Below are 25,919 nucleotides of genomic sequence, written 5' to 3'. Positions count from 1 at the left end.
TCGCGCTCATTCCGCCGCGGCTTTGAAATTGTTGCGGGCAAGCGCCGAGCACTCGGCCATGACCGCGGAGGCGCGCGCTATCGGGTTCGTCAAATAGAAGTCTTTGATCGGAGACGCAAACCCGGAATTCGCCATCGTCCCGCCTTTTTTCGCAAGCGCGGAAAGATCGGCGATTTCACCCGCAGCAATCTCGTCGATCGCAGCGAAATGCGGGTGCGCCTCGTAGAGCTTCGCGCGCAACTGGACGAGCGAATCGAAGGGCAGCTTCTTGCCGAGCACGTCGGACAGCGCGCGCAGGATCGCCCAGTCCTCGCGGGCGTCGCCCGGCGCGAAGCCGGCGCGGTTGCCCATCTGGACGCGGCCTTCGGTGTTGACCCAGGTGCCCGACTTCTCGGTATAGGTCGCGCCCGGCAGGATGACGTCGGCGACATGCGCCGCATTGTCGCCGTGCGAGCCGATATAGACCGTGAAGGCGGTCTTCTTCGAAAAATCCATCTCGTCGGCGCCGAGCAGGAAGAGCACGTCGGTGCCGGTGAGCATGTCGGCCGCCGTCTTGCCCCCCTCGCCCGGCACGAAGCCGAGGTCGAGGCCTCCGACACGCGCGGCTGCGGTGTGGAGGACGGCAAGGCCGTTCCAGTCCGCCTTCACCGCGCCGACCTTCTCCGCCAGCGCGGAGACGGCCGAGAGGACGGCGAGGCCGTCAGGACGCGACAGCGCGCCCTGGCCGATGATGATCATCGGGCGTTCGGCCTTCTTCAGCTTGGCGGCGAACTTGACGGAACCGTCGAGGAGGCCGGAGAGCGTGTCCGTGCCGGCGCCGAGATACTCGTAGCCGTAGCGCAGCTCGCCCTCGACGCCGATCACGCCGATCGGGAAGTTGTCCATGCGCCAGCGCTTGCGGATGCGGGCGTTGAGCACGGCGGCTTCAAGGCGCGGATTGGCGCCGACGATGAGCAGCGCATCGGCCTGCTCGATGCCTTCGATGGTCGGGTTGAACAGGTAGCTGGCGCGGCCGAGCGACGGGTCGAGCACCGAACCGTCCTGGCGGCAGTCGACATTGACGGAGCCGAGGGCGGTCATGAGTTCGCGCAGCGCGTAGATCTCCTCGACCGAGGCGAGGTCGCCGGCTATCGCACCGATGCGCTCGCCCGGCTTGCCGGCGACGGCAGCCTTGATGGCGCCGAAGGCCTCGGCCCAGCTTGCGGGCTGCAGGCGGCCGTCCTTGCGGACATAGGGGCGGTCGAGGCGCTGGGTCTTCAGGCCGTCCCAGATGAAGCGGGTCTTGTCGGAGATCCACTCCTCGTTGATCTCCTCGTTGACGCGCGGCAGGATGCGCATCACCTCGCGGCCGCGGGTATCGACGCGGATGGCCGAGCCGACGGCGTCCATGACGTCGATCGATTCGGTCTTGCTCAGCTCCCACGGGCGGGCCGTGAAGGCGAAGGGCTTGGAGGTCAGCGCGCCGACCGGGCAGAGGTCGACCACGTTGCCCTGCAACTCCGAGGTCATCGCCTGTTCGAGATAGGTGGTGATCTCGGCATCCTCGCCGCGGCCGATGAGGCCGAGCTCGGTGATTCCGGCCACTTCCGTCGTGAAGCGGACGCAGCGCGTGCAGTGAATGCAGCGGTTCATGATCGTCTTGACGAGCGGACCGATATACTTGTCCTCGACCGCGCGCTTGTTCTCCGCGTAGCGCGACGAGTCGATGCCGAAGGCCATCGCCTGGTCCTGCAGGTCGCATTCGCCGCCCTGGTCGCAGATCGGGCAATCCAGCGGGTGGTTGATGAGCAGGAACTCCATCACGCCTTCGCGCGCCTTCTTGACCATCGGCGTGGTCGTGAAGACTTCCGGCGGCTCGCCGTTCGGGCCGGGACGCAGGTCCCGTACGCCCATGGCGCAGGAGGCCGCCGGCTTCGGCGGGCCGCCCTTCACCTCGACGAGGCACATGCGGCAGTTGCCGGCAACCGACAGCCGCTCGTGGAAACAGAAGCGCGGAACCTCGGCGCCGGCCTCCTCGCACGCCTGAAGCAGCGTGAAGTGATCCGGGACTTCGATTTCTTTTCCGTCGACTTTCAGCTTTGCCATATCTCAATCCCGCTTTTGACGCGGGAAAACCCCGCGTCTCGCCAGCGCCATTCTGTCCAGCCTCAGGTCCGGGTCCCGTCCCTTCGGCCTTGTTCCATCTGCCGGTTCCGGCGGGGTCTCAGCCCCTGCCCTTCGCCAGCGCCCTTGCCTGCTCCACCCAGCCATCGCGGGCGATGCGCCCTGCGAAACCGAGTTCGGCTTCGATCCTTGCGACATCGGCGGGCTTCAGGCCCGCGATGTCGGCATAGCGTCGGAAGCCCATGCCGTTCAGCACCTGCTCCAGCTTCGGCCCGATGCCCGAAATCGCTTTCAGGTCGTCGGCCTTTGCGGTCCTTGCCGCCGGAGCCTTGCGCACCGGCCTGGCCTCCGCCGTCTTCGGCGTCGCACTTTTCTCGCGCGCCACCGTCACCGTCTTCGCCACGGCGGGCTTTTCCGCCTTCGGCACCACGGTCAGCACCGGCTTCGCCTTGACCGGCTCCACCGGCTGCGGCTGCGCTTTCGCCTCCGCGGCCTCGTCCAGCGCCACCTTGGCCCGCTCCGCCGCGCTCTGCATCAGGCCCAGCATCGCACCGGCCATCTGGCCCGCAATGCCCAAGCCGATCGCGGTCGTCGCGGCCATCGCCGCCACCGGATGGGCCATCAGCGGGTGCAGTGGCACGTCCGGCATCGTTCTCAGCCAGGGCGCGAGCCCGAAAGGATCGCTCCCGCCGGCTTCCGCCGGCTGAACCCTGGTTGCATTCGCATCCTGTCCTGCCGGCGTCTTCATCACCTTACTCCGCTGCTTCGAGCACGGCGCCATGCGCCATGGCGTTGGCCGTGTACTGGTCGATGCGTGCTTCGATTTCCGGGCGGAAATTGCGGATGAGGCCCTGGATCGGCCAGGCCGCCGCATCGCCGAGCGCGCAGATCGTGTGGCCTTCGATCTGCTTCGTCACGTCGAACAGCATGTCGATTTCGCGCTTCTGCGCATTGCCCCGCACCATGCGCTCCATGACGCGCATCATCCAGCCGGTACCTTCGCGGCACGGCGTGCACTGGCCGCAGCTCTCGTGCTTGAAGAAGGCCGAGATGCGCCAGATCGCCTTGATGATGTCGGTCGAGCGGTCCATGATGATCATGCCGCCGGTGCCGAAGGAGGATTTCACCTCGCGCAGGCCGTCGAAGTCGAGCGTCACGTTCATCATGTCCTCGGCCTTGACGACCGGGCAGGATGCGCCGCCGGGGATGACGGCAAGCAGGTTGTCCCAGCCGCCGCGGATGCCGCCGCCGTGCTTTTCGACCATTTCCTTGAAGGAGATGCCCATGGCCTCCTCGACCGTGCAGGGACGATTGACGTGGCCGGACATCATGAACAGCTTGGTGCCGACATTGTTCGGGCGGCCGAACGAGGAGAACCAGCTCGCGCCGCGGCGCAGGATGGTCGGCGTCACGGCGATCGATTCGACGTTGTTGACCGTCGTCGGGCAGCCATAGAGGCCCATATTCGCCGGGAACGGCGGCTTCAGGCGCGGCTGGCCCTTCTTGCCTTCCAGGCTTTCGAGCAGCGCGGTCTCTTCCCCGCAGATATAGGCGCCGGCGCCGTGGTGGACATAGATGTCGATATCATAGCCGAGCTTGTTGTTCTTGCCGAGAAGGCCGGCGTCGTAGCACTCGTCGATCGCCGCCTGCAGCGCCTCGCGCTCGCGGATGAACTCGCCGCGCACATAGATATAGGCGGCGTTCGCGCCCATGGCGAAGGAGGCGACGACGCAGCCTTCGATCAGCGTGTGCGGATCGTGGCGCAGGATATCGCGGTCCTTGCAGGTGCCGGGCTCGGATTCGTCGGCGTTGACGACGAGATAGTGCGGACGGCCGTCGGATTCCTTCGGCATGAAGGACCACTTAAGGCCGGTCGGGAAGCCGGCGCCGCCGCGGCCGCGCAGGCCCGAGGCCTTGACCTCGTTGACGATCCAGTCACGGCCCTTTTCGAGCAGCTGCTTGGTGCCGTCCCAATGGCCGCGGGCCATGGCGCCCTTCAGCGACTTGTCCTTGGTGCCGTAGATGTTGGTGAAGATGCGATCCTGGTCCTTAAGCATGATTCACCCCTTTACCGCGGCTTCTTGCCGAAGACGCGGATGTATTCCGCTTCGCCGCCCTTGGCGAGCGCCTTGGCCTGCTTGACCCAGTCGTCGCGCTCGATGCGGCCCTTAAAATTCAGATAGGAATCGACCCATTCGCGCTCCGCCTTCTTCCAGGCCGCGACCTGCGCGAAAGTGAAGATGCCGAGCTCGTGGAGAATGCCCTCGATCTTCGGGCCGACGCCGGAGATGAGCTTCAGGTCGTCGGGCGTTTGCGGGCGGGCGATGCCGGCCGGACGGTTCTTGTCTTCCAGCGACGGCTTGCCGGTAGCGGCCGCGATCGGCTGCTTGGCGGCGTCATCGCCGCCTTCGGCGCGCGTGTCGCCGGTCACCTTGGTGTTGGCGGCCGCTTCGGCCTTGGCGGTCGCCGGCGTCTTCAGCTTGGGATCGGTCTCGACGGCATCCGTCTTCGGCTTTGCGGCATTCGACGGGGGAACGCTGACGCTCTCCTCCTCGGTCTTCCGGGCACGGGCCGGCGCCTTCTTCGCGACTGCTTCCGGCTCGTTGAGGCTGGTGAGGCCGCCGACCGGGGCGGAGAAGATGCGGTCGACCTGCGGGCCGGGCGTGATGTCGGCGCCCTTGCCGGCATCGAAACGGTCGATGATGTGCTCGAGCTGCGTCGCTGTCAGGTCCTCATAGCTGTCCTTGAAGATCATGATCATCGGCGCGTTGACGCAGGCGCCCTGACACTCGACCTCTTCCCAGGAGAGCGTGCCCGTCTCATTGAGATGGAAGGGCTCGGGATGGATGCGCTTCTTGCAGACATTGATCAGGTCTTCCGCGCCGCGCAGCATGCAGGGCGTCGTGCCGCAGACCTGGACATGGGCGCGCGTACCGACCGGCAGCAGCTGGAACTGGGTGTAGAAGGTCGCGACCTCGAGCACGCGGATATAGGCCATGCCGAGCATGTCGGCGACGGATTCGATCGCCGCCTTGGTGACCCAGCCGTCCTGCTCCTGCGCCCGCATCAGAAGCGGGATGACCGCCGACTGCTGGCGGCCCTTCGGATACTTGTTGATCGTTGCCTTGGCCCAGGCCGCGTTCTCCTTGGTGAAGGCGAAGCTGGCGGGCTGGACATTGTCATCGGCTAGTCGACGAACGGACATTCTGTAACGCCTTGTCTCAATTGATCTGCCGGCACTGCGTTTGCGTCGTGTTGACGAATTCGCAGGCGTAGGCCGACGTGTCTTTCTGCATGAATACGACGTAGCGGCTGCCGTTCGGCGCCGCCGCCTTGATCTCGTAGCCCTGGCTCGCCAGTGCACCCATGGTGGTGCCGGACGCACCGATCTGCACCTCCTGCTGCGCGTTGGCGGCAGCGGCGGTCCCCAAGAGGATCAGCGTGGCAAGGGCAACGTTCGGCATCAGCGATCGACCTCGCCGAACACGATGTCGAGCGAGCCGAGGATCGCCGAGACATCGGCGAGCTGGTGGCCGCGACAGATGAAATCCATCGCCTGCAGGTGGGCGTAACCCGGGGCGCGGATCTTGCAGCGATACGGCTTGTTGGTGCCGTCGGCGACGACGTAGACGCCGAACTCACCCTTCGGCGCCTCGACGGCCGCATACACCTCGCCGGCCGGCACGTGGTAGCCTTCGGTGTAGAGCTTGAAATGGTGGATGAGCGCTTCCATCGAGCGCTTCATCTGGCCGCGCTTCGGCGGCACCATCTTGCCGTCGATCGAGGAGACCGGGCCGACCTTGGCATCGCCGAGCAGGCGGTCGACGCACTGGCGCATGATCTTCGCCGCTTCGCGCATCTCGATCATGCGGATGACGTAACGGTCGTAGCAGTCGCCGTTCTTGCCGATCGGGATGTCGAAGTCGAGGTCGGAATAGCACTCGTAGGGCTGCGAGCGGCGCAGGTCCCAGGCCGCACCCGAGCCGCGCACCATGACGCCCGAAAAGCCCCAGGCCCAGCAGTCCTCCAGCTTCACGACGCCGATATCGACGTTGCGCTGCTTGAAGATTCGGTTGCCGGTCAAAAGTTCGTCGATATCGTCGACGGTCTTCAGGAACGGGTCGATCCACTTGCCGATGTCTTCCACCAGCTCGTGCGGCAGGTCCTGGTGCACGCCGCCGGGGCGGATATAGGCCGAGTGCATGCGCGCGCCGCAGGCCCGCTCGTAGAACACCATCAGCTTTTCGCGTTCCTCGAAGCCCCAGAGCGGCGGCGTCAGCGCGCCGACGTCCATGGCCTGCGTTGTGACGTTGAGGAGGTGCGAGAGGATACGGCCGATTTCGGAGTAGAGCACGCGGATGAGCTGGCCTCGGATCGGCACTTCCGTGCCCGTCAGCTTTTCGACGGCAAGCGCGAAGGCGTGCTCCTGGTTCATCGGCGCCACGTAGTCGAGGCGGTCGAAATAGGGCACGGCCTGGAGATAGGTCTTCGTCTCGATCAGCTTCTCGGTGCCGCGGTGCAAGAGGCCGATATGCGGATCGACGCGCTCGACGATTTCGCCGTCGAGTTCGAGCACGAGGCGCAACACGCCGTGTGCTGCCGGGTGCTGCGGCCCGAAGTTGATATTAAAGTTGCGAACGTTGTGCTCGTTCATGGGCGCGCTCCGCGCTGGGAGGAATTAGCCAATAGGCAGTAGGCAGTAGGGGTTAGTTCATTCCGTGCGTTCATTTCGTCCATCCTGCAAACTGCGGATCAGCGATCTGAGCATCCTTCCTACTTCATCACTCGACTTCATCAAGGAAATCACCTTCTCAGGCGAAGCAATTCCAACGCGGGATGAAAGTATCAGATGCGTCTCCAACTCCTTCAGCGAACCCTGGGCGAACTTGAGATGCTGGACATAGTGCCCTGTAGCATCTCGGCCATGACCTTCCGCAATGTTGGCGGCAACCGAGGCCGCCGACCGGCGTATTTGCGATACCATTCCATAAACCTCTTCACGGGGAAACCGCCGCGTCAGTTCATAGCTTTCGACCGCTAGATCCATGGCACGCTGCCAAACCTTCAGGTCCTGATAGGAATTGATCGTCGTCCGCTTGCTCCTTCCTACTGCCTATTGGCTATTGCCTACTTCCTGATTACTGCTTCGCCTTCTCATCGCCCGGCAGCACATAGTCCGTGCCTTCCCAGGGGGAGAGGAAGTCGAAGTTGCGGAATTCCTGCTTCAGTTCGACGGGCTCGTACACGACGCGCTTGACCTCGTCGTCGTAGCGCACTTCCACGAAGCCGGTCGTCGGGAAATCCTTGCGCAGCGGGTGCCCCTCGAAGCCGTAGTCGGTGAGGATGCGGCGCAGGTCCGGATGGCCGGTGAAGAGGATGCCGTACATGTCGTAGGCTTCGCGCTCGAACCAGTCGGCGCCCGGATAGACCGCGCAGGCGGAGGGAACGGGCTGGTCCTCGCCGGTCGCCACCTTGACGCGGATGCGCACGTTCTGGCGCGGCGACAGGAGGTGGTAGACCACGTCGAAACGCTCGGCACGGGCCGGCCAGTCCACGCCGCAGATATCGACGAGGTTGACGAAGCCGCACTGCACGTCGTCGCGCAGGAAGGTCAGAAGCTCGACGACGCGGGCGCCGTCCGTCTTCAGGGTGAGTTCGCCAAAGGCGATATCGGCGGCGGCGACGAGGTTGCCCGCCGCTTCGCCGATATGGGAGGAAAGCTCCTGGAGGGCTTCGCTCATATCTAAAGTCCCCTGCCCTTAACGCTCGATCGTACCGGTCCGGCGGATCTTCTTCTGCAGCAGGAGCACGCCGTAAAGGAGCGCTTCCGCCGTGGGAGGACAGCCTGGTACATAGATGTCGACCGGCACCACGCGGTCACAGCCGCGCACCACCGAATAGGAATAGTGATAGTAGCCGCCGCCGTTTGCGCAGGAACCCATCGAGATGACGTAGCGCGGCTCCGGCATCTGGTCGTAGACCTTGCGGAGCGCAGGCGCCATCTTGTTGGTCAGCGTGCCGGCGACGATCATGACGTCGGACTGGCGCGGCGAGGCGCGCGGGGCAAATCCGAAGCGCTCGACGTCGTAACGCGGCATGGAGAGCTGCATCATCTCCACCGCGCAGCAGGCGAGACCGAAGGTCATCCACATCAGCGAGCCGGTGCGGGCCCAGGTGATAAGCTCATCCGTCGAGGTGACGAGAAAGCCCTTGTCGGCGAGTTCGTTGTTGATCTCGCCGAAGAAGGCGTCGTTGCTGCCGACGGGCTTGCCGGTGTTGGGATCGATGATCCCCTTGGCCTGCGGCGCGACGAGCGTCGTGTTGGTGTGGGCTACTCCCATTCGAGCGCTCCCTTCTTCCATTCGTAGATAAAGCCGATGGTCAGCACACCGAGGAAGACCATCATCGACCAGAAGCCGAACCAGCCCATGTCGCCGAAGGAGACGGCCCAGGGAAAGAGGAAAGCGACTTCGAGGTCGAAGATGATGAAGAGGATCGACACCAGGTAGAAGCGGATATCGAATTTCATGCGCGCATCGTCAAACGCATTGAAGCCGCACTCGTAAGCGGAGAGCTTTTCCGAATCGGGGGCCTTGTATGCGACGGCAAACGGCGCGACCAGCAGCGCAAGGCCGATCACGAGCGCAATACCGATGAAGATGGCGATCGGGATATAGGAACCGAGAAGTTCAGTCATTGGCGTCCATCCTGCCTGCTCGTGGCGCCGGAGAGACGCCTGTTGGTCCAAGACCTGCAAGCCGAGAAAGTATGTTGCAACGCCCCGTCGTTAGCGCAGTGAGCGGCCCCGCGCAAGGCTTTGTCCGGCTTTCGCCCCATTCATTGTGTTGTTTTCCGGGCGGCCGCGAAACCCCGGACGCAAAGCCATTTAAATCGTTACGATTTCAGGATGGGTGCAATGCGGGACGTTTCGCCGCAGATGCGAAGAAAAAGGGCCGCAAACCGCCGGCATTGTGATCGGACACATGATCGTCCCACCGTATCGCCGCTGCGCGCGGGGAGCATCCACATCCCCAGATTTCAAGAGCTGGCCCGGAGGCGGAAGCCTCTCCCTCTCCGCATGGAATCGCCGTCCTTCATGCCCAGGGCAGGAATTCCGGAACATGCGAGTCCGTCGCAAGGAATATGGGTGAATCTTATAAAGAGAGGAACGGCGACCAGACGCAAAGCATCACGCGAAGAAACTGCGGCAACACCTTGGGGAGAAAGAAGAATGGCGCGAGTGACGGGGCTCGAACCCGCGACCTCCGGCGTGACAGGCCGGCACTCTAACCGACTGAGCTACACCCGCGCATCTTGTGACCCTGCGGCCCCCGCATGTTTCGTCCGGCCCTTCGAGTGGCGCGAGTGACGGGGCTCGAACCCGCGACCTCCGGCGTGACAGGCCGGCACTCTAACCGACTGAGCTACACCCGCATCCTCGAAAGCGACCGGAAGGCGAACCATCCGTCCCGAGCGGCCTGAGCCGTTCGATGAGCGGCTAACTAAGGGGTTCGCCTTTGGGTGTCAAGCAGGTTTCACGACAAAAGAATGACGCGTCCGAAAATGTTTCCACAGCCTCGGGCATCTTCATGGCCGCATTCAAAAAAATGCAAAAACTTTGCGATTGCCTCTTGCGGTTTGATCCGGTTCCGCATAGATCACGGCCACCAACGCGGCGGGCGATTAGCTCAGTTGGTAGAGCGCCTCGTTTACACCGAGGATGTCGGGAGTTCGAGTCTCTCATCGCCCACCATTTTCCCTCAGAAATTCAAGTTCATCTGTGATTTCAACGCGCTCTGCGCGGAGAACCGTCGCTGCGGGGCCCGCCGCCACTGACGCCTGTCCTGTGCCCACGCCCTTTCGGGCCGCGCCCTCCCGTTCGAAGATCGCGGAGAATTGTCCCGTGGCGCATCAAATTCCGATTGCAATCAGGGCCCGAGCCGCTAGTTGACTCCAGAAAGAGCGGATTTGCACCGAGAGTTCCGTCGATGATGTCCATACACCGGCAATCTGCCGACAAACCGGGCAAGACGCCGCGCCATCCTGCGGGTGGATTCTGGATCTCACGCCTATGAGGGGTTTTGCTTGAGCGGCAAGGTCGCGCCGGAGCAGCGTTTTGGCAGCGAAACCGGCGAACGCCCGGCGGTCTCCCGGGCGTTTTTGCGCCGGCTTCGGCTGTGGACGGGCCTGACCCTTTTTCTCTACGCGGCGATGCACCTTCTCAACCAGGCCTTCGGCATCCGCTCGATCGAGGCGATGGAAATGGCGAGCCGGGTGCTCTTCCAGCCGTGGCAGAGCCTGCCGGGGCGGGCCCTGCTGTACGGCGGGCTCGCCATCCACGCGGCACTCGGGCTGCGCGCCCTCTATCGGCGACGGCATCTGCGGCTTCCCGCGGTCGATGCGGTGCAGCTGGTCTTCGGGCTGGCCATTCCGGCCGTGCTCTTCGCCCATGCCGGGGCGATCGCCTATCTGAAGGGCGTCTACGGCGCGCGAATCGATTTCGACAAGACCGTCTACGCGCTCTGGGTCGCCAGTCCCGAGGTCGGCCTGCCCCGCCAGTTCCTGTTGATCGTCGTCGTGTGGATCCACGGCTGCATCGGCGTGCGCGCCTGGTTGCGCGGCAAGTCCTGGTATCCGCGTTCCGTGCCGATCCTGATGTCGCTCGCCACCCTGCTGCCCGTGCTGGCCGTGCTCGGCTTCATCAATGCGGGCCTCGACATGCGCGATCTCGCCGCCCAGGGCATGGAAGCCCTGCGGCCGGGGCTTCACGACCTGCCGGGTTCGCCTGCCGCCGTCGCCGCGGCCGAGGCCAATGCCGTCGCGAACCGTCTCACCATGGGCTATCTCGCGCTGCTGGCCGGCATCGTCATCCTGCGCATGGCACGCGGCTGGCATGCCACGCGGTTCGATTCGGTCCGGATCACCTATCCCGGCGGCCGTGTCGTCTCCGTTCCCGCCGGTTTCAGCGTGCTGGAGGCGAGCCGCTGGTCGGCCATTCCGCACGCGTCCGTCTGCGGCGGCCGGGGCCGGTGTTCGACCTGCCGCGTCGAGGTCACCGCCGGCGGCGAAACGCTGCCGGCCCCGGCGGGCGACGAGCAGCGCCTCCTGCGGCGCATCGGGGCGCCGCCATCCGTGCGGCTCGCCTGCCAGATCCGGCCGGAACACGATCTCACCGTCGTTCCGCTCGTGCATTCCGCCACCGCGGCGCAGTTGCCGAAGGGCCGGTTCGGGCCCGTGACGGCCGCCCGCCGGGAGGTGGAGGTGGCGGCACTCTTCGTCGACCTGCGCCAATCCACGCGCCTTGCCGACGATCGCCTGCCCTACGACACCTTCTTCATCGTCGAACGCTACATCAAGGCCGTGTCCTCGGCCGTGCGGGCGAGCGGCGGCCATGTCACCAACATTGCCGGCGACGGCGTCATGAGCGTCTTCGGCACCGACGGGCCGACGCATGACGCCGCGCGCGACGCCTTTCGCGCCGCGCTGCGGCTTTGGGAGGGGATCGACGCCCTGAACGAGGAGCTGCGGCAGGAACTGAGCGAGCCGCTGCGCATCGGGATCGGCCTGCATGTCGGGGTGGCGGTCGTCGGCACGGAGTGGACGGGCGGCCTCGAAGGCATGCCCTTCCTCGGCGATACCGGCAATGTCGCCGCGCGCCTGGAGGCCCAGACCAAGCAACTGGGCGCGACCCTGATCGCCTCCAGGGAGGCGGTCCTGATGGCGGCGGGCGAACCGCACACCTTCACCTTCGCCCCCGTGATGCTGGCCGGGAAGCAGGAACCGATAGAGGTCCTGTGCTTTCGCGACAGCGAGGCGCTTCGCCAGCTCGTCGGCGCCGCCGTTTCCGGGTGACGCCTCGCCGGGGCCTTTATCCCGGCATCACAGCCATGGCCTTCCCGTCTTTCCGCCGGCCGTGTTCCGCACGGGCGCCAGACGCCGCTTGACAGTTGCCGTCAAAAATAAGAACATAAAGGGAACAAATGGAGGTGCCGATGCAAAGCGATGCCATCGAACGGGCCCTGGCCGAAGTTGCTGCCTGCCGGGCCCTGCGCGAAAAGCAGCAGGCGCACCGGGCGGAGTTCCAGCGCAAGCTGGAGGCGGTCGCGCGGCCCCTCTATGTGCTGAAGTCCAAGACGCAACTGGAGCTGCGGCTGCAATGATGCACATTGTGAGACGACAGGGCGCTATCGTGCGCGAGGAAGCCGCCGAAATCCTCGCCCTTCACAATGGCGATGCCCTGGAGGCGCTGCGCACGCTGATTGCCGAGCGGGACGCCGTCGAGGAACGACTTGCCGTCGCAACGCTCATCATGCGCCGGCAATACAAGGCCGAAGGGCGACCGTGATCCACGCCGGTCCGCGCCGGAAAGCGGCGCGATCCGTCACATACGCAGCAAGACGGCCGCAGCCGGCCTAAAGAACGAAATCCGTCACCTTCAGGCTGACGCTGGTGTCGAGCAGGATGGAGAAATCGGCCTTTCCGTCGCCGTTGACATCCGCATAGATGAACGTGTCGCCGCTCTTCTTCTCATAGCGCAGTTCACCTGCCTTCTTGTGGAAGGAATCGGTGCCGATGAACGTGAAGGCCTGGTCGCCGGCGGACTTCGTGTTCGCATCGATCGCCTTGAGATCGATCTTGTCCTTCTGGGCGCGATTGAAATCCGCGATCGTGTCGCGGCCGGACGCTGACGTGGTCGAATCCCGGATCGAGGCGAAGACGAAGACATCGGCGCCGGAGCCGCCGTGGAGACTGTCGGCACCGCCGCCGCCGCTGATCCTGTCGTTGCCGGCCTCGCCCATCAGCTTGTCCTTGCCGGCGGCGCCGCTGATCGTGTCGTTGCCGGTGCCGCCCAGCACGTAATCGGCGCCGGCGCCGGCATAGATACGGTCATTGCCGCCATTGCCGAAGATCAGGTTGTCGCCGGACGTGCCCTTCAGCACATCGGCACCCGCCTCACCGAAGAAGTCGCCGGGGCTCCATTTTCCCTCGCCGTAGATCTTCTTCAGGATGGCATAGGCCTTCGGGTCGTATTTCGCGAGCTCGGTGCGGGTGTTGATCTCGTTGTGGATGCCGTCCGCGCCCTCCCGCTCGGGATTGTCGTTGAAATAGGCCTGGCTCAGCTCCGCGAAATATTCGTCGAGCGTGTCGTCCGCATAGGTGTTCTTCCACAGGCCCGCGCGCTTGGCATTGTCATAGGCGGCGGCGAAAGCATCCATCAGCCCCTTGTCGACCGTCGATACGCCGAGATTGTCGATCGCGTGCGCCCATTCGTGCAGCGCGATGCTCTCGCTGCCGCCATAGGGGTCGGTCGGATAATTGAGCAGGTTCTCCTCGCCGGACGACGAGGTCGGCCGCCCCAGCACGGCCCCCAGCCCCCGATAGATGTCCCAGGACGCACCGAGATCAGCGTAATCCGGCAGTTTGGTGATCTTGGTGCCTTCCGGGATGATGGCGAAGCGGCCGCCGGCATCGACGATCGCGGACACGTATTTTCCAGCCCCGGCGATCGAGTTGAAGACGATCTCCGCAGCCCGGTAGACCGCCTCGTCGGGAACGGCGTCGTTGGCAAGGATATAGATGCCCTTCCACTCGAACGCCTTGGTGTGAAAGCCTCGTGCATAGTCCGACGGTGGCTTCTTCAGCATCGCCCTCTCTCCCCAGCTCCCCAATCCCGGCAAGCGTAGGCTAATATTCCTCCCGCTAAAAGATGGCGTCGCGCCGTATTTGCGGCAAAGCCCGCCGCCGACGCGGAATTTTCCGGGATGAGCGGCATGGCGCCGCCGGCAGCAGGCTCAGCGCGTCGCCAGCAGCGCGACATAGGCGATGACCGTCATCAGCAGGCCGCGGAAGGCGAAGCCGACGAAGCGGTACTTGTCGCGGGCGATGGAGGCCATGGCATCGGCGTTCTGCATGTACTGCTCGAAGAGATAGCCGATATCGCGGTCGTGCGCTGCCTTGCGGAAGCCCTCGCGGTGATGCGGCCAGGCGCCCCAGAACAGCGAGGTCGCCTTGTCCACCCGGCGCGGCAGCACGACGAGGATCGCCGAGACGATGGAGAAGATCAGCGCGAAGGCGAGCAGGCCGGAAAAGACGATCGCCGCCGGGTTGCCCTCCGCATAACGCGACCAGGTGAAGACGGCGCGGCTTTCGGTGGACGTGACCAGCAGCGCGATCATGAAGGTGAAGATATAGGCGGCCTTCTGGTCGGAGATCTTCACCTGGTCGTAGAAGACGTCGTTGATGCGGCGGATATGGTCGAAATGCTCAAGGGCGATGCCCTGCGTGCCATCGAGGGCCCGTTCGAGGATGGTCTGCCGCGTTTCCAAAGCCGTCATGTCGCTTCTATCCTTCCTGCACTCATTGCGTGATAGCCGAGTGCCTTGGGAAAGCAACGGCCTGCCCGCCGCACCGCTTGACTTTTTCAGGGGGATGTCGAGTTCTGGTTGCATGCAGAACCTCGCCCCGCCCCCCGGCCCGTCGTCCCCAGCAGTCCAGCGCCGCGCCGCCCGGAGCTGCGCATGAGCGCGGCGCTGCGCCTTCCCCACCTTTGGTCGCGCCGCACCCGCCGGCTTGCCATGCTCGCCCTTGCGGTCATCGCGCTCGTCTCGGCCCTGACGCAGCTTCCGGCCTGGTCCCTCGCGGATTTGCGCGCCTTCGACTATCTTTCCACCGTCGACGATCCGCGCCCGCCGGCCGGCGGGCCGGTGGTCGTCGCGATCGACGAGCCGTCGCTGGCGGAAATCAATGCGCAATGGCCCTGGCCGCGCGAGCTGCATGGCCGGCTGGTGGAAAGCCTGCGCAAGGCCGGCGCCACGGCGATCGGCCTCGACATCATCTTCGCCGAACCCTCCAATCCCGCCTCCGATGCCGCCTTTGCCGCGACGCTCGGGCCGGATGTCGTTCTGGCCGGCGACGAGAGCGTCATCGTCACGCCGCAGGCCGAACAACTCCTGCGCACGACGCCGCTGCCGGCATTCACCGAAGCGGGCGCGGTGACGGGCATCGCCTCGATCGCGCTCGGCGGCGACGGCGTCTTTCGCGACCTGCCGCGCTATGCGGACGGCTTTGCGCTCGCGCTCGCCCGCATCGCCGGCAAGCCGGCGGTCTCGCCCGAGGGCAAGCTTCTGCAGTCCTTCGGCCCGGCACGCAGCTATCCGACGGTTTCCTATTACCAGGCGCTCGATCCGGAAAACATGCTGCCGCAAGATACGTTCAAGGGCCGCGTGGTGATCGTCGGACTCAGCCTGCAGAATGCGCCCGTCATCAATTCCGGCGGTGCGGACGCCTTCGCCACGCCCTATACGGTCCATACCGGCCGGCTGGTGGCGGGGGCGGAAATCCAGGCGACGATCCTCGACAATCTCACCGCCGGCGCCGCGATCACCCGGGCCGGCACGCCGCTCGCCATCACTGCCGTCACGCTCGCCGCCCTGCTTTCAGCGGCGATCGTGCGCCGTGCGACGCGCTGGCAGACGGTCGTGCTCAGCGTCCTTGCAAGCGCCGTGCTCGGCCTCCTCAGCTTCGCGCTGATCCGCGAGGCCAATCTCTTCGTCTCACCCATCGGCCCCACCATCGCGCTTCTCCTGGTCGCCGCCGGCCAGACGGCGCTCGACTATGCGGAGGAGCGGCGCCGGCGCCGCGAGATCGTGCGCGCCTTCTCGCAATATCTCTCGCCCGCCCTCGTCGAGCGCCTCGCGCGCGATCCTTCGCAGCTGAAGCTCGGCGGCGAGCGGCGCACGCTCTCCATCCTGTTTTGCGACGTGCGCGGCTTCACCACGATCGCCGAGACGATGAAGGACGACCCGGAACAACTGACGACGCTGATCAACCGGCTGCTGACCCCGCTCTCCGACATCGTGCTCAAGCACGGCGGCACGATCGACAAATATATCGGCGACTGCGTGATGGCCTTCTGGAACGCGCCGCTCGACGACGAGGACCATGCCCGCCATGCGGTGGCCGCCGCGCTCGACATGCTCGACGTGATGGCGACACTGAACGCAAAGCTCCAGGCGGAAGCCGCGGCGAGCGGCAGCTCCTATCATGCGCTGCGCATCGGCATCGGCATCAACACCGGCGAATGCGTGGTCGGCAACATGGGCTCCTCGCAGCGTTTCGACTATTCGGTGCTCGGCGATGCGGTGAACCTTGCCTCGCGCCTCGAAGGCGCCTCGAAGGCCTATGGCGTGCCGCTGCTCATCGGCGAAAGCACGGCAAAGCTGGCGGCGGCCGATTTCGCGGTGCTCGAACTCGACCGGATCACCGTCAAGGGCCGCAGCGTCGCCGCCCCCGTCTTCACCGCCATCCGCGGCCTACCGGAAGAGGCAAAGGCGCTGCATGCCCGGTTCGTCGAGGACAAATATGCCGGGCGCCTCACCGTCGATGACGCGGCCTTCGACACGCTGATCGAGGCCGCCCCGGCACTCGCCCCCTATTACGCGACCATCCGGACCGAACACGTCGCCGGCGGGGCTTAGGCCGGCGCGCCCTGCTTGGGATGCGAGGGGGCGAACTCGGCGACGAGCTCGTGTTTTTCGCCGGGATAGGTCAGCCGCACATGGGTGACATAGAGGCCGCCGCTCCAGGTGCGGCGCTCGACGACGAGGCAGGGCGTGCCGGGCGCGATCGCCAGGAGTTCGGCGGCGCGGACGTCGGCCCCGACGGCGCGTATGCGGTGTTCGGCGGCGCTCCAGGGCACGCGGCTGATCAGCCAGGCGCCCGGCGCGATGTCGTCGAAGCTCTCGTCGGCCGCTTCCGGCACGGCTTCGAGGTTGATCAGGCGGTCCTCCAGGCAGAACGGCTGGGCGCCGGCAAAATGCAGGGCACAGATGTCCGTCAGCCGGGCCGATTCGGAAAGCTCCATCAGCCGCCGGTCGGCGGCCTTCGCAGCACGGTTTACCCGCGTGCGCCGCTCGTAGCGATACGGCAGGCCGAGCGATTCGACCTCCAGGCGGATGTCGTGGATTTCGAGAACCGCCGACTGGGCGTGCGGGTGGGTGACATAGCTGCCGGACTTGCGCCGGCGCTCGATCAGGCCGCGCTTGACCAGCTCGGTGATCGCCTTGTTCACCGTCATGCGCGAGCACTGATACTGCTCGGTCAGTTCGTGCTCGAAGGGGATGCGGTGGCCCGGCGGCCATTCGCCCGAAAGGATCCTGCCCTCCACATCCTCCAGGATGCGGCGGTGCAGCGACGGTTCCTTGGCCTCGGCCTGCCTGTTGTCCCCGAGAGTGGAAATGGTCGCCTCCGCGCTTGCCGGGCGCAGATTCGCCCGGTCCGGAAAAGTCATAGGAAAGGCGGGGCCGCCTTTCAATACGTCCTCAGGCCTCGGCCAGGGCCCGCATGGTGGCCGTGAAGCGCCGGCCGACCGCCGCGCGCGCCACATGGCGGCCGCCCTCGACCTGCCGGCGGCCATTCACCCAGACGCAATCGACCGCCGCGCCATTGGCGAAGATCCAGCCGTCGAGCAGCGCGTCGCCGGCAAGGTCGAGGCCGTGGCGGGCCTTGAGGCTGACGAAATCGGCGGGGCTGCCGGCCGAAAGGCCCGGTTCGACGCCGAGCGCCGCCGCACCGCCGAGCAGCGCGCCGTCGAACAGCGCCCGGCCCGTCGAGCCACCGGGAGCGGCGAGCACGTTGCGGGCGCGATGGGCGAGTCGCTCAGAATATTCGAGCTGGCGCAGCTCGTCCGGCAGGCCGATCAGCACGTTGGAATCCGAACCGACGCCGAAACGGCCGCCATGGGCAAGGAAATCCGGCGCCGGGAAGGTGCCGTCGCCGAGATTGGCCTCCGTCACCGGGCAGAGGCCGGCAATCGCGCCGGCCTTCGCCATGCCGCGCGTCTCGGCCTGCGTCATGTGCGTCGCGTGGATGAAGCACCAGCGGCCGTCGACCGCCTGGTTGTCGAGCAGCCATTCCACCGGGCGGCGGCCGGACCAGGCGATGCTGTCCTCCACTTCCTTGACCTGCTCGGAAATATGGATGTGGACCGGCGCGTCGCCCGCCATACCCACGACGTCGGAAAGCTCGTCCGGGGTGACGGCGCGCAGGCTGTGCGGGGCGACGCCGGTGATGCCTCCCGGCAGCGCATCGGTCAGCGCACGGCAGCGCTCCAGCAATGCGGCATAGGACTGCCGGTCGCTGATGAAGCGGCGCTGGCCCTCGCCCGGCGCGGTGCCGCCGAAGCCGGCATGGGCGTAGAAGACGGGCAGCAGCGTCAGCGCGATTCCGGTCTTAGACGCCGCGGCGGCGATGCGCGCGGCCATCTCGGCGATATCGGCATAGTGCCCGCCGTCCTTGTCGTGGTGCAGGTAGTGGAACTCGCCGACGCGGGTGAAGCCCGCCTCCAGCATCTCGACATAAAGCTGGCCGGCGACCGCCTCCACATCGTCGGGCGTCATGGACAGCGCGAAGCGGTACATGACGTTGCGCCAGCTCCAGAACGAATCGCTGCCCGGCCCGCGCGTTTCCGCCAGTCCCGCCATGCCGCGCTGGAAGGCGTGGCTGTGCAGGTTGGGCATGCCGGCGACGATGGTGTCGTGGCGCTCGTCGCCCGGTGCCGGCGCGGCGCCGGTTTCGAGCGTGGCGATGCGGCCATCCGCGATGCCCATGCGGACATCCTTCGCCCAGCCGCCCGCAAGCAGCGCCTGCCTTGCATGAATGATCGCCATCGCCCGTTCCTTCTCCCGATTGTACATCCTGGCGCCGCGCCGGCAAATTGGCTCTTGCGCCCTCGCAATTATGTATATACATTATCCCTATCGCAGGGAAGAGGCAATCACGATGACGACACCGGAAAAGGACAGTCCCCGAGTCTGGCGCAATGCCCGGCTTGCGACGCTCAAGGAGAGCCTGCCGGACCTCGGCATCGTCGAGAACGGCGCGATCGCCGTCCGCGACGGCCGCATCGCCTTTGCCGGGCCCGAGGCCGAGCTTCCCGCCGAATTCTCCGCCGCCGAGACCATCGACTGCGAAGGCCGATGGATCACGCCGGGCCTCATCGACTGCCATACCCATCTCGTGCATGCCGGCGACCGCGCCCACGAATTCGAGCTGCGCCTTGCCGGCGCCTCCTATGAGGAGATCGCGCGGGCCGGCGGCGGCATCGTCTCCTCCGTCAAGTCGCTGCGCGCCGCGAGCGAGGACGAGCTGGTGCGCCAGACCCTGCCCCGCCTCGACGCGCTGATCGCCGAGGGCGTGACGACGGTCGAACTGAAATCCGGCTACGGCCTCGACACCGAGAACGAGGTGAAATCCCTGCGCGCCGCGCGGCGCCTCGCGGAGATGCGCGACGTTACCGTGCGCACCACCTTCCTCGGCGCCCATGCGCTGCCGCCGGAAATGAACGGCGACAAGGCGGCCTATATCGACAAGGTCATCCGTGAGATGCTGCCGGCCGTCGCGACCGAGGGGCTTGCCGATGCCGTCGACGGCTTCTGCGAGGGCATCGCCTTTTCGCCGGAGGAGATGGCGAAGGTCTTCGATGCCGCGAAGGCCCATGGCCTTCCGGTGAAGCTGCATGCCGATCAGCTTTCCAACCTCCACGGCGCGGAAATGGCCGCCCGTTACGGCGCGCTGTCGGCCGACCACCTCGAATATACCGACGATGCGGGCGCGGCCGCCATGGCGACGGCCGGCACCGTCGCCGTCATCCTGCCGGGCGCCTTCTACTTCATCCGCGAGACGAAGAAGCCGCCGGTCGATCTCTTCCGCAAGCACGGCGTCAGGATGGCCATCGCGACGGACGCCAATCCCGGCACCTCGCCGCTCACCTCGCTGCTCCTCACCATGAACATGGCCGCGACGCTCTTCGGCATGACCGTTGCGGAATGCATCGCCGGCACGACGCGCGAGGCGGCCCGTGCCCTCGGCCTCGTCGACGAGGTGGGAACGCTCGAAGCCGGGAAATGGGCCGATTTCGTCCTCTGGGACATCGGCCGGCCGGCGGAACTGGTCTATCGCATGGGCTTCAACCCCATGCATGCCCGTATCCGCAGCGGACACTGATCCATTCAATACGCAGCACAGCGCTGCATCGGGGAATGCACCATGACGATCACGCTCCATCCGGGCTCCGTGCCCCTCAAGACCCTTGAAACCATCTACTGGACCGGCGAGGCCGCCAGGCTCGACGCCTCCTTCGACGCCGGCATTCAGAAGGCCGCCGCGCGCATCGCGCAAATCGCCGGCGGCGACGAGCCGGTCTACGGCATCAATACCGGCTTCGGCAAACTCGCCTCCATCAAGATCGCGCCGGCGGACGTCGCGACGCTCCAGCGCAACCTGATCCTGTCGCATTGCTGCGGCGTCGGCAAACCGCTGGCCGAAAACATCGTGCGCCTCATCATGGCGCTGAAGCTGATCTCGCTCGGGCGCGGCGCGTCCGGCGTGCGCATCGAGGTCGTGCGCCTCATCGAGGCGATGCAGGCCAAGGGCGTCATCCCGGTCATTCCGGAACAGGGCTCCGTCGGCGCCTCCGGCGACCTCGCCCCCCTCGCCCACATGACGGCGGTGATGATCGGCGAAGGCGAGGCCTTTTACGCCGGTGAGCGCCTTTCCGGCGGCAAAGCGCTGGAAAAGGCCGGCCTGAAGCCCGTCGTCCTCGCCGCCAAGGAGGGCCTTGCCCTCATCAACGGCACGCAGGTCTCGACCGCCCTGGCGCTCGCCGGCCTCTTCCGCGCCCACCGCGCCGCCCAGGCCGCCCTTGTCACCGGGGCGCTTTCCACCGACGCCGCCATGGGTTCCTCCGCGCCGTTCCATCCGGATATCCACACGCTGCGCGGCCACAAGGGCCAGATCGACGCCGCATCCGCCCTGCGCGCCCTGCTTGCCGGCTCTGTCATCCGCGAAAGCCACATCACCGGCGACGAGCGTGTGCAGGACCCCTATTGCATCCGCTGCCAGCCGCAGGTCGACGGCGCCTGCCTCGATCTGCTGCGTGTTGCCGCCCGCACGCTCGAAATCGAAGCCAATGCCGTCACCGACAACCCGCTCGTCCTCTCCGACGACAGCGTCGTGTCGGGCGGCAACTTCCATGCCGAGCCCGTCGCCTTCGCCGCCGACCAGATCGCCATCGCGGCCTGCGAGATCGGGGCCATCGCCCAGCGCCGCATCGCGCTGCTCGTCGATCCCGCCCTCTCCTTCGGCCTGCCAGCCTTCCTCGCCAAGAAGCCGGGCCTCAATTCCGGCCTGATGATCGCCGAGGTCACCTCGGCCGCGCTGATGAGCGAGAACAAGCAGATGGCGCATCCGGCCTCGGTCGATTCGACGCCGACCTCCGCCAACCAGGAAGACCACGTCTCCATGGCCTGCCACGGCGCCCGTCGCCTGCTGCGCATGACGGAGAACCTTTCGGCCATCATCGGCATCGAGGCGCTGACGGCCGCGCAGGGCATCGAGTTCCGCGCCCCGCTCGTCACCAGCCCGGAGCTGCAGAAGGTCGTCGCCGCGCTGCGCACCGTCGTCGCGACGCTGGAAGAGGATCGCTACATGGCGCCCGACCTTGCCGCCGCCAGCACCTTCGTCTCCTCCGGCGCGCTCGCCGCCTCCGTCACCAAGGGCATCCTGCCGGTTCTGGAGGCGTAAGGTGGCGATGTTCGAACTTCACCAGGGCACCTCGCCCGTCATTCTCGCCTTCCCGCATACCGGCACGGATGTGCCGGCCGACATATGGGAACGCCTGAACGACAACGGCCGCATCCTTGCGGATACGGACTGGCACATCGAGCGCCTCTATGCCGGCCTGCTGACGGAGGCGACGACGGTGCGCGCCACGTTCCACCGCTATGTCATCGATGCCAACCGCGATCCGGCCGGCGTCAGCCTCTATCCCGGCCAGAACACGACCGGCCTCGTTCCGGAAACGGATTTCGACGGCAAGCATATCTGGAAGGACGGCGCGGCGCCGACCGAGGCGGACATCGCCTACCGGCTCGCCCATTTCCACGCGCCCTACCATGCGGCCCTTGCCGCCGAGATCGAGCGCGTCAAGGCGATCCACGGCGTGGCGATCCTCTACGATTGCCACTCGATCCGCTCGCTGATCCCCTTCCTCTTCGAAGGCCGGCTGCCGGACTTCAATGTCGGCACCGACATGGGCCGCACCTGCGCCAAGGAGATCGAAACGGCGACGTCCGAAATCTGCGCCAGGGCCGAGGGCTATACCAGCATCCTCAACGGCCGCTTCAAGGGCGGCTGGACGACGCGCCACTACGGCAGGCCGGAAACCGGCGTGCACGCCATCCAGATGGAGCTTGCGCAGGCCAGCCACCTTGCCACGGAGGCGCCGCCCTTCGCCCTCGACGAGGCGAAGGCTGCAAGACTGCGCATTCCCCTCAAAGACATCCTGAACCGTATCGAGGCCCTCGCCTCCACCCTTGCACGCTGATCCGGGAGAACCAGCCATGACCGACAATCCCCGCCACAACATCCGCGAGGTCCGCGCCGCCACCGGCACCGAGCGCACCGCCAAGAGCTGGCTGACCGAAGCGCCGCTGCGCATGCTGATGAACAACCTCGATCCCGACGTCGCGGAAAACCCGCACGAGCTCGTCGTCTACGGCGGCATCGGCCGCGCCGCCCGCACCTGGGCTGATTTCGACAGGATCGTCGCCTCGCTGCGCGACCTCGAGGACAACGAGACGCTGATCGTGCAGTCCGGCAAGCCGGTCGGCATCTTCCGCACGCACAAGGATGCGCCGCGCGTCCTCATCGCCAATTCCAACCTCGTGCCGCACTGGGCCACCTGGGACCATTTCAACGAGCTCGACAAGAAGGGCCTTGCCATGTACGGCCAGATGACGGCCGGCTCGTGGATCTATATCGGCAGCCAGGGCATCGTGCAGGGCACCTACGAAACCTTCGTTGAGGCCGGCCGCCAGCACTATGGCGGCAACCTCAAGGGCAAGTGGGTGCTGACCGGCGGCCTCGGCGGCATGGGCGGCGCCCAGCCGCTCGCCGCCGTCATGGCCGGCGCCTCGTGCCTTGCCGTCGAGTGCAACCCGGATTCGATCGATTTCCGCCTGCGTACCCGCTATATCGACGAGAAGGCCGAAACGCTCGACGAGGCCATGGCGATGATCGACCGCTGGACGAAGGCCGGCGAAGCCAAGTCCGTCGGCCTGCTCGGCAATGCCGCGGAAATCCTGCCGGAGATGATCCGCCGCGGCATCCGCCCCGACATGGTCACCGACCAGACCTCCGCCCATGACCCGATCAACGGCTACCTGCCGAAGGGCTGGACCATGGCCGAGTGGAAGGCCAAGCGCGAAAGCGACCCGAAGGCCGTCGAAAAGGCCGCCCGCGCCTCGATGCGCGAGCATGTCGAAGCGATGATCGCCTTCCAGGACATGGGCATCCCGACCTTCGACTACGGCAACAACATCCGCCAGGTCGCGAAAGACGAGGGCCTCGAAAACGCCTTCGCCTTCCCGGGCTTCGTGCCGGCCTATATCCGCCCGCTGTTCTGCAAGGGCATCGGCCCGTTCCGCTGGGCGGCGCTGTCCGGCGATCCGGAGGACATCTACAAGACCGACGCCAAGGTGAAGGAGCTCTTGCCCGACAACAAGCACCTTCACAACTGGCTGGACATGGCGAAGGAGCGCATTTCCTTCCAGGGCCTGCCGGCGCGCATCTGCTGGGTCGGCCTCGGCGACCGCCACCGCCTCGGCCTCGCCTTCAACGAAATGGTGAAGAACGGCGAGCTGAAGGCGCCGATCGTCATCGGCCGCGACCACCTCGATTCGGGCTCCGTCGCCTCGCCGAACCGCGAGACGGAAGCGATGAAGGACGGTTCGGACGCCGTGTCCGACTGGCCTCTGCTCAATGCCTTGCTGAACACCGCATCGGGCGCGACCTGGGTCTCGCTCCACCACGGCGGCGGCGTCGGCATGGGCTTCTCGCAGCATTCGGGCGTCGTCATCTGCTGCGACGGCACGGATGAAGCCGCCGAGCGCGTCGGCCGCGTCCTGTGGAACGACCCGGCGACCGGCGTCATGCGCCACGCCGACGCCGGCTACGACATCGCGCTCGACTGCGCCCGCGAAAAGGGCCTGCGCCTGCCGGGCATCCTCGGCAACTGATGACCCGCCTTTTGCGCAACGGCGACCATCGCCGCATGCCGTGGAAGAACGGCGGCGGCGAGACGGTCGAGGTGATCGTCCATCCGGAAGGCGCGAGCCTTTCGGATTTCGGCTGGCGCGTCAGCATGGCGCGCGTGGCGGGCGACGGGCCCTTCTCCGTCTTCCCCGGCATCGACCGCACGCTGGCCGTGCTTTCGGGCGACGGCATGGCGCTCTCGATCGGGGGACTTGGCGAGACGCTGCTGACGCCCGCCTCCACGCCCCTCGCCTTCCCGGCCGATGCGCCGACCACGGCGCGCCTCACGGGCGGGCCGATCACCGACCTCAACGTGATGACCCGACGCGGCGCCTTCCGACACCGGCTGACGCATCACGTCACGCGTGATGCACTGGCGCTGCCGGAAACGATGGGAGAACGTCTGCTGCTGGCGCTGGAACCGCTCGGCGTCTCCACGCCGGAAGGCCTCGTCGGGCTCCAGCCGCTCGATGCGCTCGTGCTCGACGGCGCATTGGCGGCGAAGGTCGTGCCGATCGGCGATGAGGCGACCTTCTATCTGGTGGAAATCATCCAGGACTGACCCTTTGCGGGGACGCGATTTCCTTGTCCGCGCCGGAGCGGAGTGCTACCTCCCGACACATTCATTCATTGGGCATTTGTCGGGAGAGATTTTCATGAGACATCGCAAATTCGGCCGCACGGGTTTCACCACCACGGATATCGGCTTCGGCGCCTGGCAGATCGGCGGCGCCTGGGGTGATGTCAGCGAGGCGGACGGCCGTGCCGCCCTCAACGCCGCGCTCGATGCCGGCATGTCCTTCATCGACACCGCCGACGTCTATGGCGACGGCCGATCGGAAAAGATCATCGCCGACGTCCTGAAGGACCGCGGCGGCCAGCGCCCTATGGTGGCCACCAAGGCCGGGCGTCGCCTCTCCCCGCATGTCGCCGACGGCTACACCCGGGAAAACCTCGAAGGCTTCATCGACCGCAGCCTGAAGAACCTCGGCGTCGAGCGGCTCGACCTCGTGCAGCTGCACTGCCCGCCGACGGAGGTCTACTACCGTCCGGAGGTCTTCCATGCGCTGGAAGAGATCAAGGCCGCCGGCAAGATCGCCAATTACGGCGTCAGCGTGGAGAAGGTCGAAGAGGCGCTGAAGGCGATCGAATATCCCGGCGTCGTCAGCGTGCAGATCATCTACAACATGTTCCGCCAGCGCCCGGCGCAGCTCTTCTTCAAGGAAGCCGCCCGCCGCCAGGTCGCCGTCATCGCCCGCGTGCCGCTGGCAAGCGGCCTGCTCTCGGGCAAGATCACGCGCGACACCGCCTTTGCCGCGGACGACCACCGCAACTTCAACCGCCAGGGCGATGCCTTCGATGTCGGCGAGACCTTTGCCGGCGTGCCCTTCGAGACCGGCCTTAAGGCCGTCGAGGAAATCCGTGCGCTGGTGCCGGCCGGCACCGCCATGGCCGCCTTCGCGCTGCGCTGGATCCTGATGGCCGATGCGGTCAGCGTCGTCATCCCGGGCGCGCGCAACGCCGCGCAGGCCGAGGCGAATGCCCGGGCCGCAAGCCTGCCGGCGCTCTCGGAAGACGTGATGGAGGCGACACGCGAGGTCTACTACCGGCTCGTCGCGCCGCATGTGCACGATCGCTGGTAGGGCCAGCCCCTGCGGCCTCGCGCATCAACTGAAATGATAGCCGACATCATGGCTATCTATTTCGTTTATGTGCGAGGCCGC

General features: G+C 66.1%; 24 protein-coding genes and 3 tRNA genes. 11 read left to right on the top strand and 16 right to left on the bottom strand.

Translation table 11 applies throughout. From position 1 onward, the window contains the following. Positions 1–6 precede the first annotated feature (6 nt). The 12 genes from nuoG to EV665_RS05275 all read right to left on the bottom strand — a co-directional run bounded on the left by nuoG (position 7) and on the right by EV665_RS05275 (position 9,537). A complete protein-coding gene (gene nuoG / locus EV665_RS05330; protein WP_133033334.1) occupies positions 7–2,085 on the bottom strand; it encodes an NADH-quinone oxidoreductase subunit NuoG in 2,079 nt (692 codons plus the stop codon). Positions 2,086–2,203: 118 nt separating this feature from the next. Beyond that, on the bottom strand, positions 2,204–2,851 hold the full coding sequence (locus tag EV665_RS05325; protein ID WP_133033333.1) for an NADH:ubiquinone oxidoreductase: 648 nt from the start codon (positions 2,849–2,851) through the stop codon (positions 2,204–2,206). A 4-nt stretch (positions 2,852–2,855) separates the two neighbouring features. Then, complete coding sequence (gene nuoF / locus EV665_RS05320; protein ID WP_064329778.1) at positions 2,856–4,160, bottom strand: NADH-quinone oxidoreductase subunit NuoF; 1,305 nt, start codon at positions 4,158–4,160, stop codon at positions 2,856–2,858. Positions 4,161–4,171: 11 nt separating this feature from the next. After that, positions 4,172–5,308, bottom strand: a complete 1,137-nt coding sequence (locus tag EV665_RS05315; RefSeq protein WP_133033332.1) for an NADH-quinone oxidoreductase subunit E — start codon at positions 5,306–5,308, stop codon at positions 4,172–4,174. 16 nt (positions 5,309–5,324) lie between these two features. Continuing rightward, on the bottom strand, positions 5,325–5,567 hold the full coding sequence (locus EV665_RS05310; RefSeq protein WP_064329776.1) for a hypothetical protein: 243 nt from the start codon (positions 5,565–5,567) through the stop codon (positions 5,325–5,327). Next, positions 5,567–6,757 carry an NADH-quinone oxidoreductase subunit D gene (locus EV665_RS05305; RefSeq protein WP_064329775.1) on the bottom strand — a complete coding sequence of 397 codons (1,191 nt, stop codon included), beginning with the start codon at positions 6,755–6,757 and terminating at the stop codon, positions 5,567–5,569. The genes EV665_RS05310 and EV665_RS05305 overlap by 1 nt, the downstream gene beginning before the upstream one ends. 57 nt (positions 6,758–6,814) lie before the next feature. Then, positions 6,815–7,150, bottom strand: coding sequence for a four helix bundle protein (locus EV665_RS05300; protein ID WP_084437831.1), 336 nt, complete (start codon positions 7,148–7,150; stop codon positions 6,815–6,817). A 91-nt stretch (positions 7,151–7,241) separates the two neighbouring features. Beyond that, complete coding sequence (locus EV665_RS05295) at positions 7,242–7,844, bottom strand: NADH-quinone oxidoreductase subunit C (RefSeq protein WP_133033331.1); 603 nt, start codon at positions 7,842–7,844, stop codon at positions 7,242–7,244. An 18-nt stretch (positions 7,845–7,862) separates the two neighbouring features. After that, a complete protein-coding gene (locus EV665_RS05290; RefSeq protein WP_133033330.1) occupies positions 7,863–8,444 on the bottom strand; it encodes a NuoB/complex I 20 kDa subunit family protein in 582 nt (193 codons plus the stop codon). Continuing rightward, the gene (locus EV665_RS05285) at positions 8,435–8,800 is read right to left on the bottom strand and encodes an NADH-quinone oxidoreductase subunit A (protein WP_064329771.1); all 366 of its coding nucleotides are present in this window, start codon (positions 8,798–8,800) and stop codon (positions 8,435–8,437) included. The genes EV665_RS05290 and EV665_RS05285 overlap by 10 nt, the downstream gene beginning before the upstream one ends. 535 nt (positions 8,801–9,335) lie before the next feature. Further along, a tRNA-Asp gene (locus EV665_RS05280) sits at positions 9,336–9,412 on the bottom strand. A 48-nt stretch (positions 9,413–9,460) separates the two neighbouring features. Further along, a tRNA-Asp gene (locus tag EV665_RS05275) sits at positions 9,461–9,537 on the bottom strand. 243 nt (positions 9,538–9,780) lie between these two features. Here EV665_RS05275 and EV665_RS05270 point away from each other — a divergent pair. The 4 genes from EV665_RS05270 (at position 9,781) to EV665_RS32225 (ending at position 12,448) form a co-directional block, all read left to right on the top strand. Further along, positions 9,781–9,856, top strand: a tRNA-Val gene (locus EV665_RS05270). A 332-nt stretch (positions 9,857–10,188) separates the two neighbouring features. Further along, positions 10,189–11,955: an adenylate/guanylate cyclase domain-containing protein gene (locus EV665_RS05265; RefSeq protein ID WP_133033329.1), complete on the top strand. Its 1,767-nt coding sequence runs from the start codon at positions 10,189–10,191 to the stop codon at positions 11,953–11,955. Between the two features lie 140 nt (positions 11,956–12,095). Further along, positions 12,096–12,263 carry a hypothetical protein gene (locus EV665_RS32230; protein ID WP_162852974.1) on the top strand — a complete coding sequence of 56 codons (168 nt, stop codon included), beginning with the start codon at positions 12,096–12,098 and terminating at the stop codon, positions 12,261–12,263. After that, entirely contained in the window at positions 12,260–12,448 is a 189-nt protein-coding gene (locus EV665_RS32225; protein ID WP_145925880.1) for a hypothetical protein, read from the top strand. The genes EV665_RS32230 and EV665_RS32225 overlap by 4 nt, the downstream gene beginning before the upstream one ends. A 67-nt stretch (positions 12,449–12,515) precedes the next feature. On the opposite strand, the gene EV665_RS05260 is transcribed toward EV665_RS32225, so the two are convergent. Further along, positions 12,516–13,748, bottom strand: a complete 1,233-nt coding sequence (locus tag EV665_RS05260) for a M10 family metallopeptidase C-terminal domain-containing protein (protein WP_133033328.1) — start codon at positions 13,746–13,748, stop codon at positions 12,516–12,518. 147 nt (positions 13,749–13,895) lie between these two features. Further along, complete coding sequence (locus EV665_RS05255; RefSeq protein WP_064329767.1) at positions 13,896–14,438, bottom strand: Pycsar system effector family protein; 543 nt, start codon at positions 14,436–14,438, stop codon at positions 13,896–13,898. Between the two features lie 183 nt (positions 14,439–14,621). Between EV665_RS05255 and EV665_RS05250 the strand changes: the two genes are divergently transcribed. Then, positions 14,622–16,580 (top strand): CHASE2 domain-containing protein, encoded by a 1,959-nt coding sequence (locus tag EV665_RS05250; protein WP_133033327.1) that lies wholly within the window; start codon positions 14,622–14,624, stop codon positions 16,578–16,580. Here EV665_RS05250 and hutC read toward each other — a convergent pair. After that, the gene (gene hutC / locus EV665_RS05245) at positions 16,577–17,392 is read right to left on the bottom strand and encodes a histidine utilization transcriptional repressor HutC (protein ID WP_133033326.1); all 816 of its coding nucleotides are present in this window, start codon (positions 17,390–17,392) and stop codon (positions 16,577–16,579) included. The two genes, EV665_RS05250 and hutC, sit on opposite strands and share 4 nt — an antisense overlap. A 31-nt stretch (positions 17,393–17,423) precedes the next feature. Then, complete coding sequence (locus EV665_RS05240) at positions 17,424–18,770, bottom strand: formimidoylglutamate deiminase (RefSeq protein ID WP_133033325.1); 1,347 nt, start codon at positions 18,768–18,770, stop codon at positions 17,424–17,426. 112 nt (positions 18,771–18,882) lie between these two features. Here EV665_RS05240 and hutI point away from each other — a divergent pair, with 112 nt between their 5' ends. The 6 genes from hutI (at position 18,883) to EV665_RS05210 (ending at position 25,838) form a co-directional block, all read left to right on the top strand. Next, positions 18,883–20,106 carry an imidazolonepropionase gene (hutI, locus tag EV665_RS05235; RefSeq protein WP_133033324.1) on the top strand — a complete coding sequence of 408 codons (1,224 nt, stop codon included), beginning with the start codon at positions 18,883–18,885 and terminating at the stop codon, positions 20,104–20,106. Between the two features lie 42 nt (positions 20,107–20,148). After that, positions 20,149–21,684, top strand: coding sequence for a histidine ammonia-lyase (gene hutH, locus EV665_RS05230; RefSeq protein WP_133033323.1), 1,536 nt, complete (start codon positions 20,149–20,151; stop codon positions 21,682–21,684). A 7-nt stretch (positions 21,685–21,691) separates the two neighbouring features. After that, positions 21,692–22,486 carry an N-formylglutamate deformylase gene (hutG, locus tag EV665_RS05225; protein WP_210234605.1) on the top strand — a complete coding sequence of 265 codons (795 nt, stop codon included), beginning with the start codon at positions 21,692–21,694 and terminating at the stop codon, positions 22,484–22,486. Positions 22,487–22,502: 16 nt separating this feature from the next. Then, entirely contained in the window at positions 22,503–24,179 is a 1,677-nt protein-coding gene (gene hutU, locus EV665_RS05220; protein ID WP_133033321.1) for a urocanate hydratase, read from the top strand. Further along, positions 24,179–24,757 (top strand): HutD/Ves family protein, encoded by a 579-nt coding sequence (locus tag EV665_RS05215; RefSeq protein ID WP_133033320.1) that lies wholly within the window; start codon positions 24,179–24,181, stop codon positions 24,755–24,757. Before hutU ends, EV665_RS05215 begins: the two co-directional genes overlap by 1 nt. 94 nt (positions 24,758–24,851) lie before the next feature. Further along, positions 24,852–25,838, top strand: a complete 987-nt coding sequence (locus tag EV665_RS05210; RefSeq protein ID WP_064329759.1) for an aldo/keto reductase — start codon at positions 24,852–24,854, stop codon at positions 25,836–25,838. The last annotated feature ends 81 nt before the right edge of the window (positions 25,839–25,919 follow it).

The sequence above is a fragment of the Shinella granuli genome, assembly GCF_004341885.1.
Lineage (GTDB): Bacteria > Pseudomonadota > Alphaproteobacteria > Rhizobiales > Rhizobiaceae > Shinella > Shinella granuli.
Note: the sequence above shows the minus strand (reverse complement) of the source record. Positions and strands in the feature narration are given on the sequence as shown.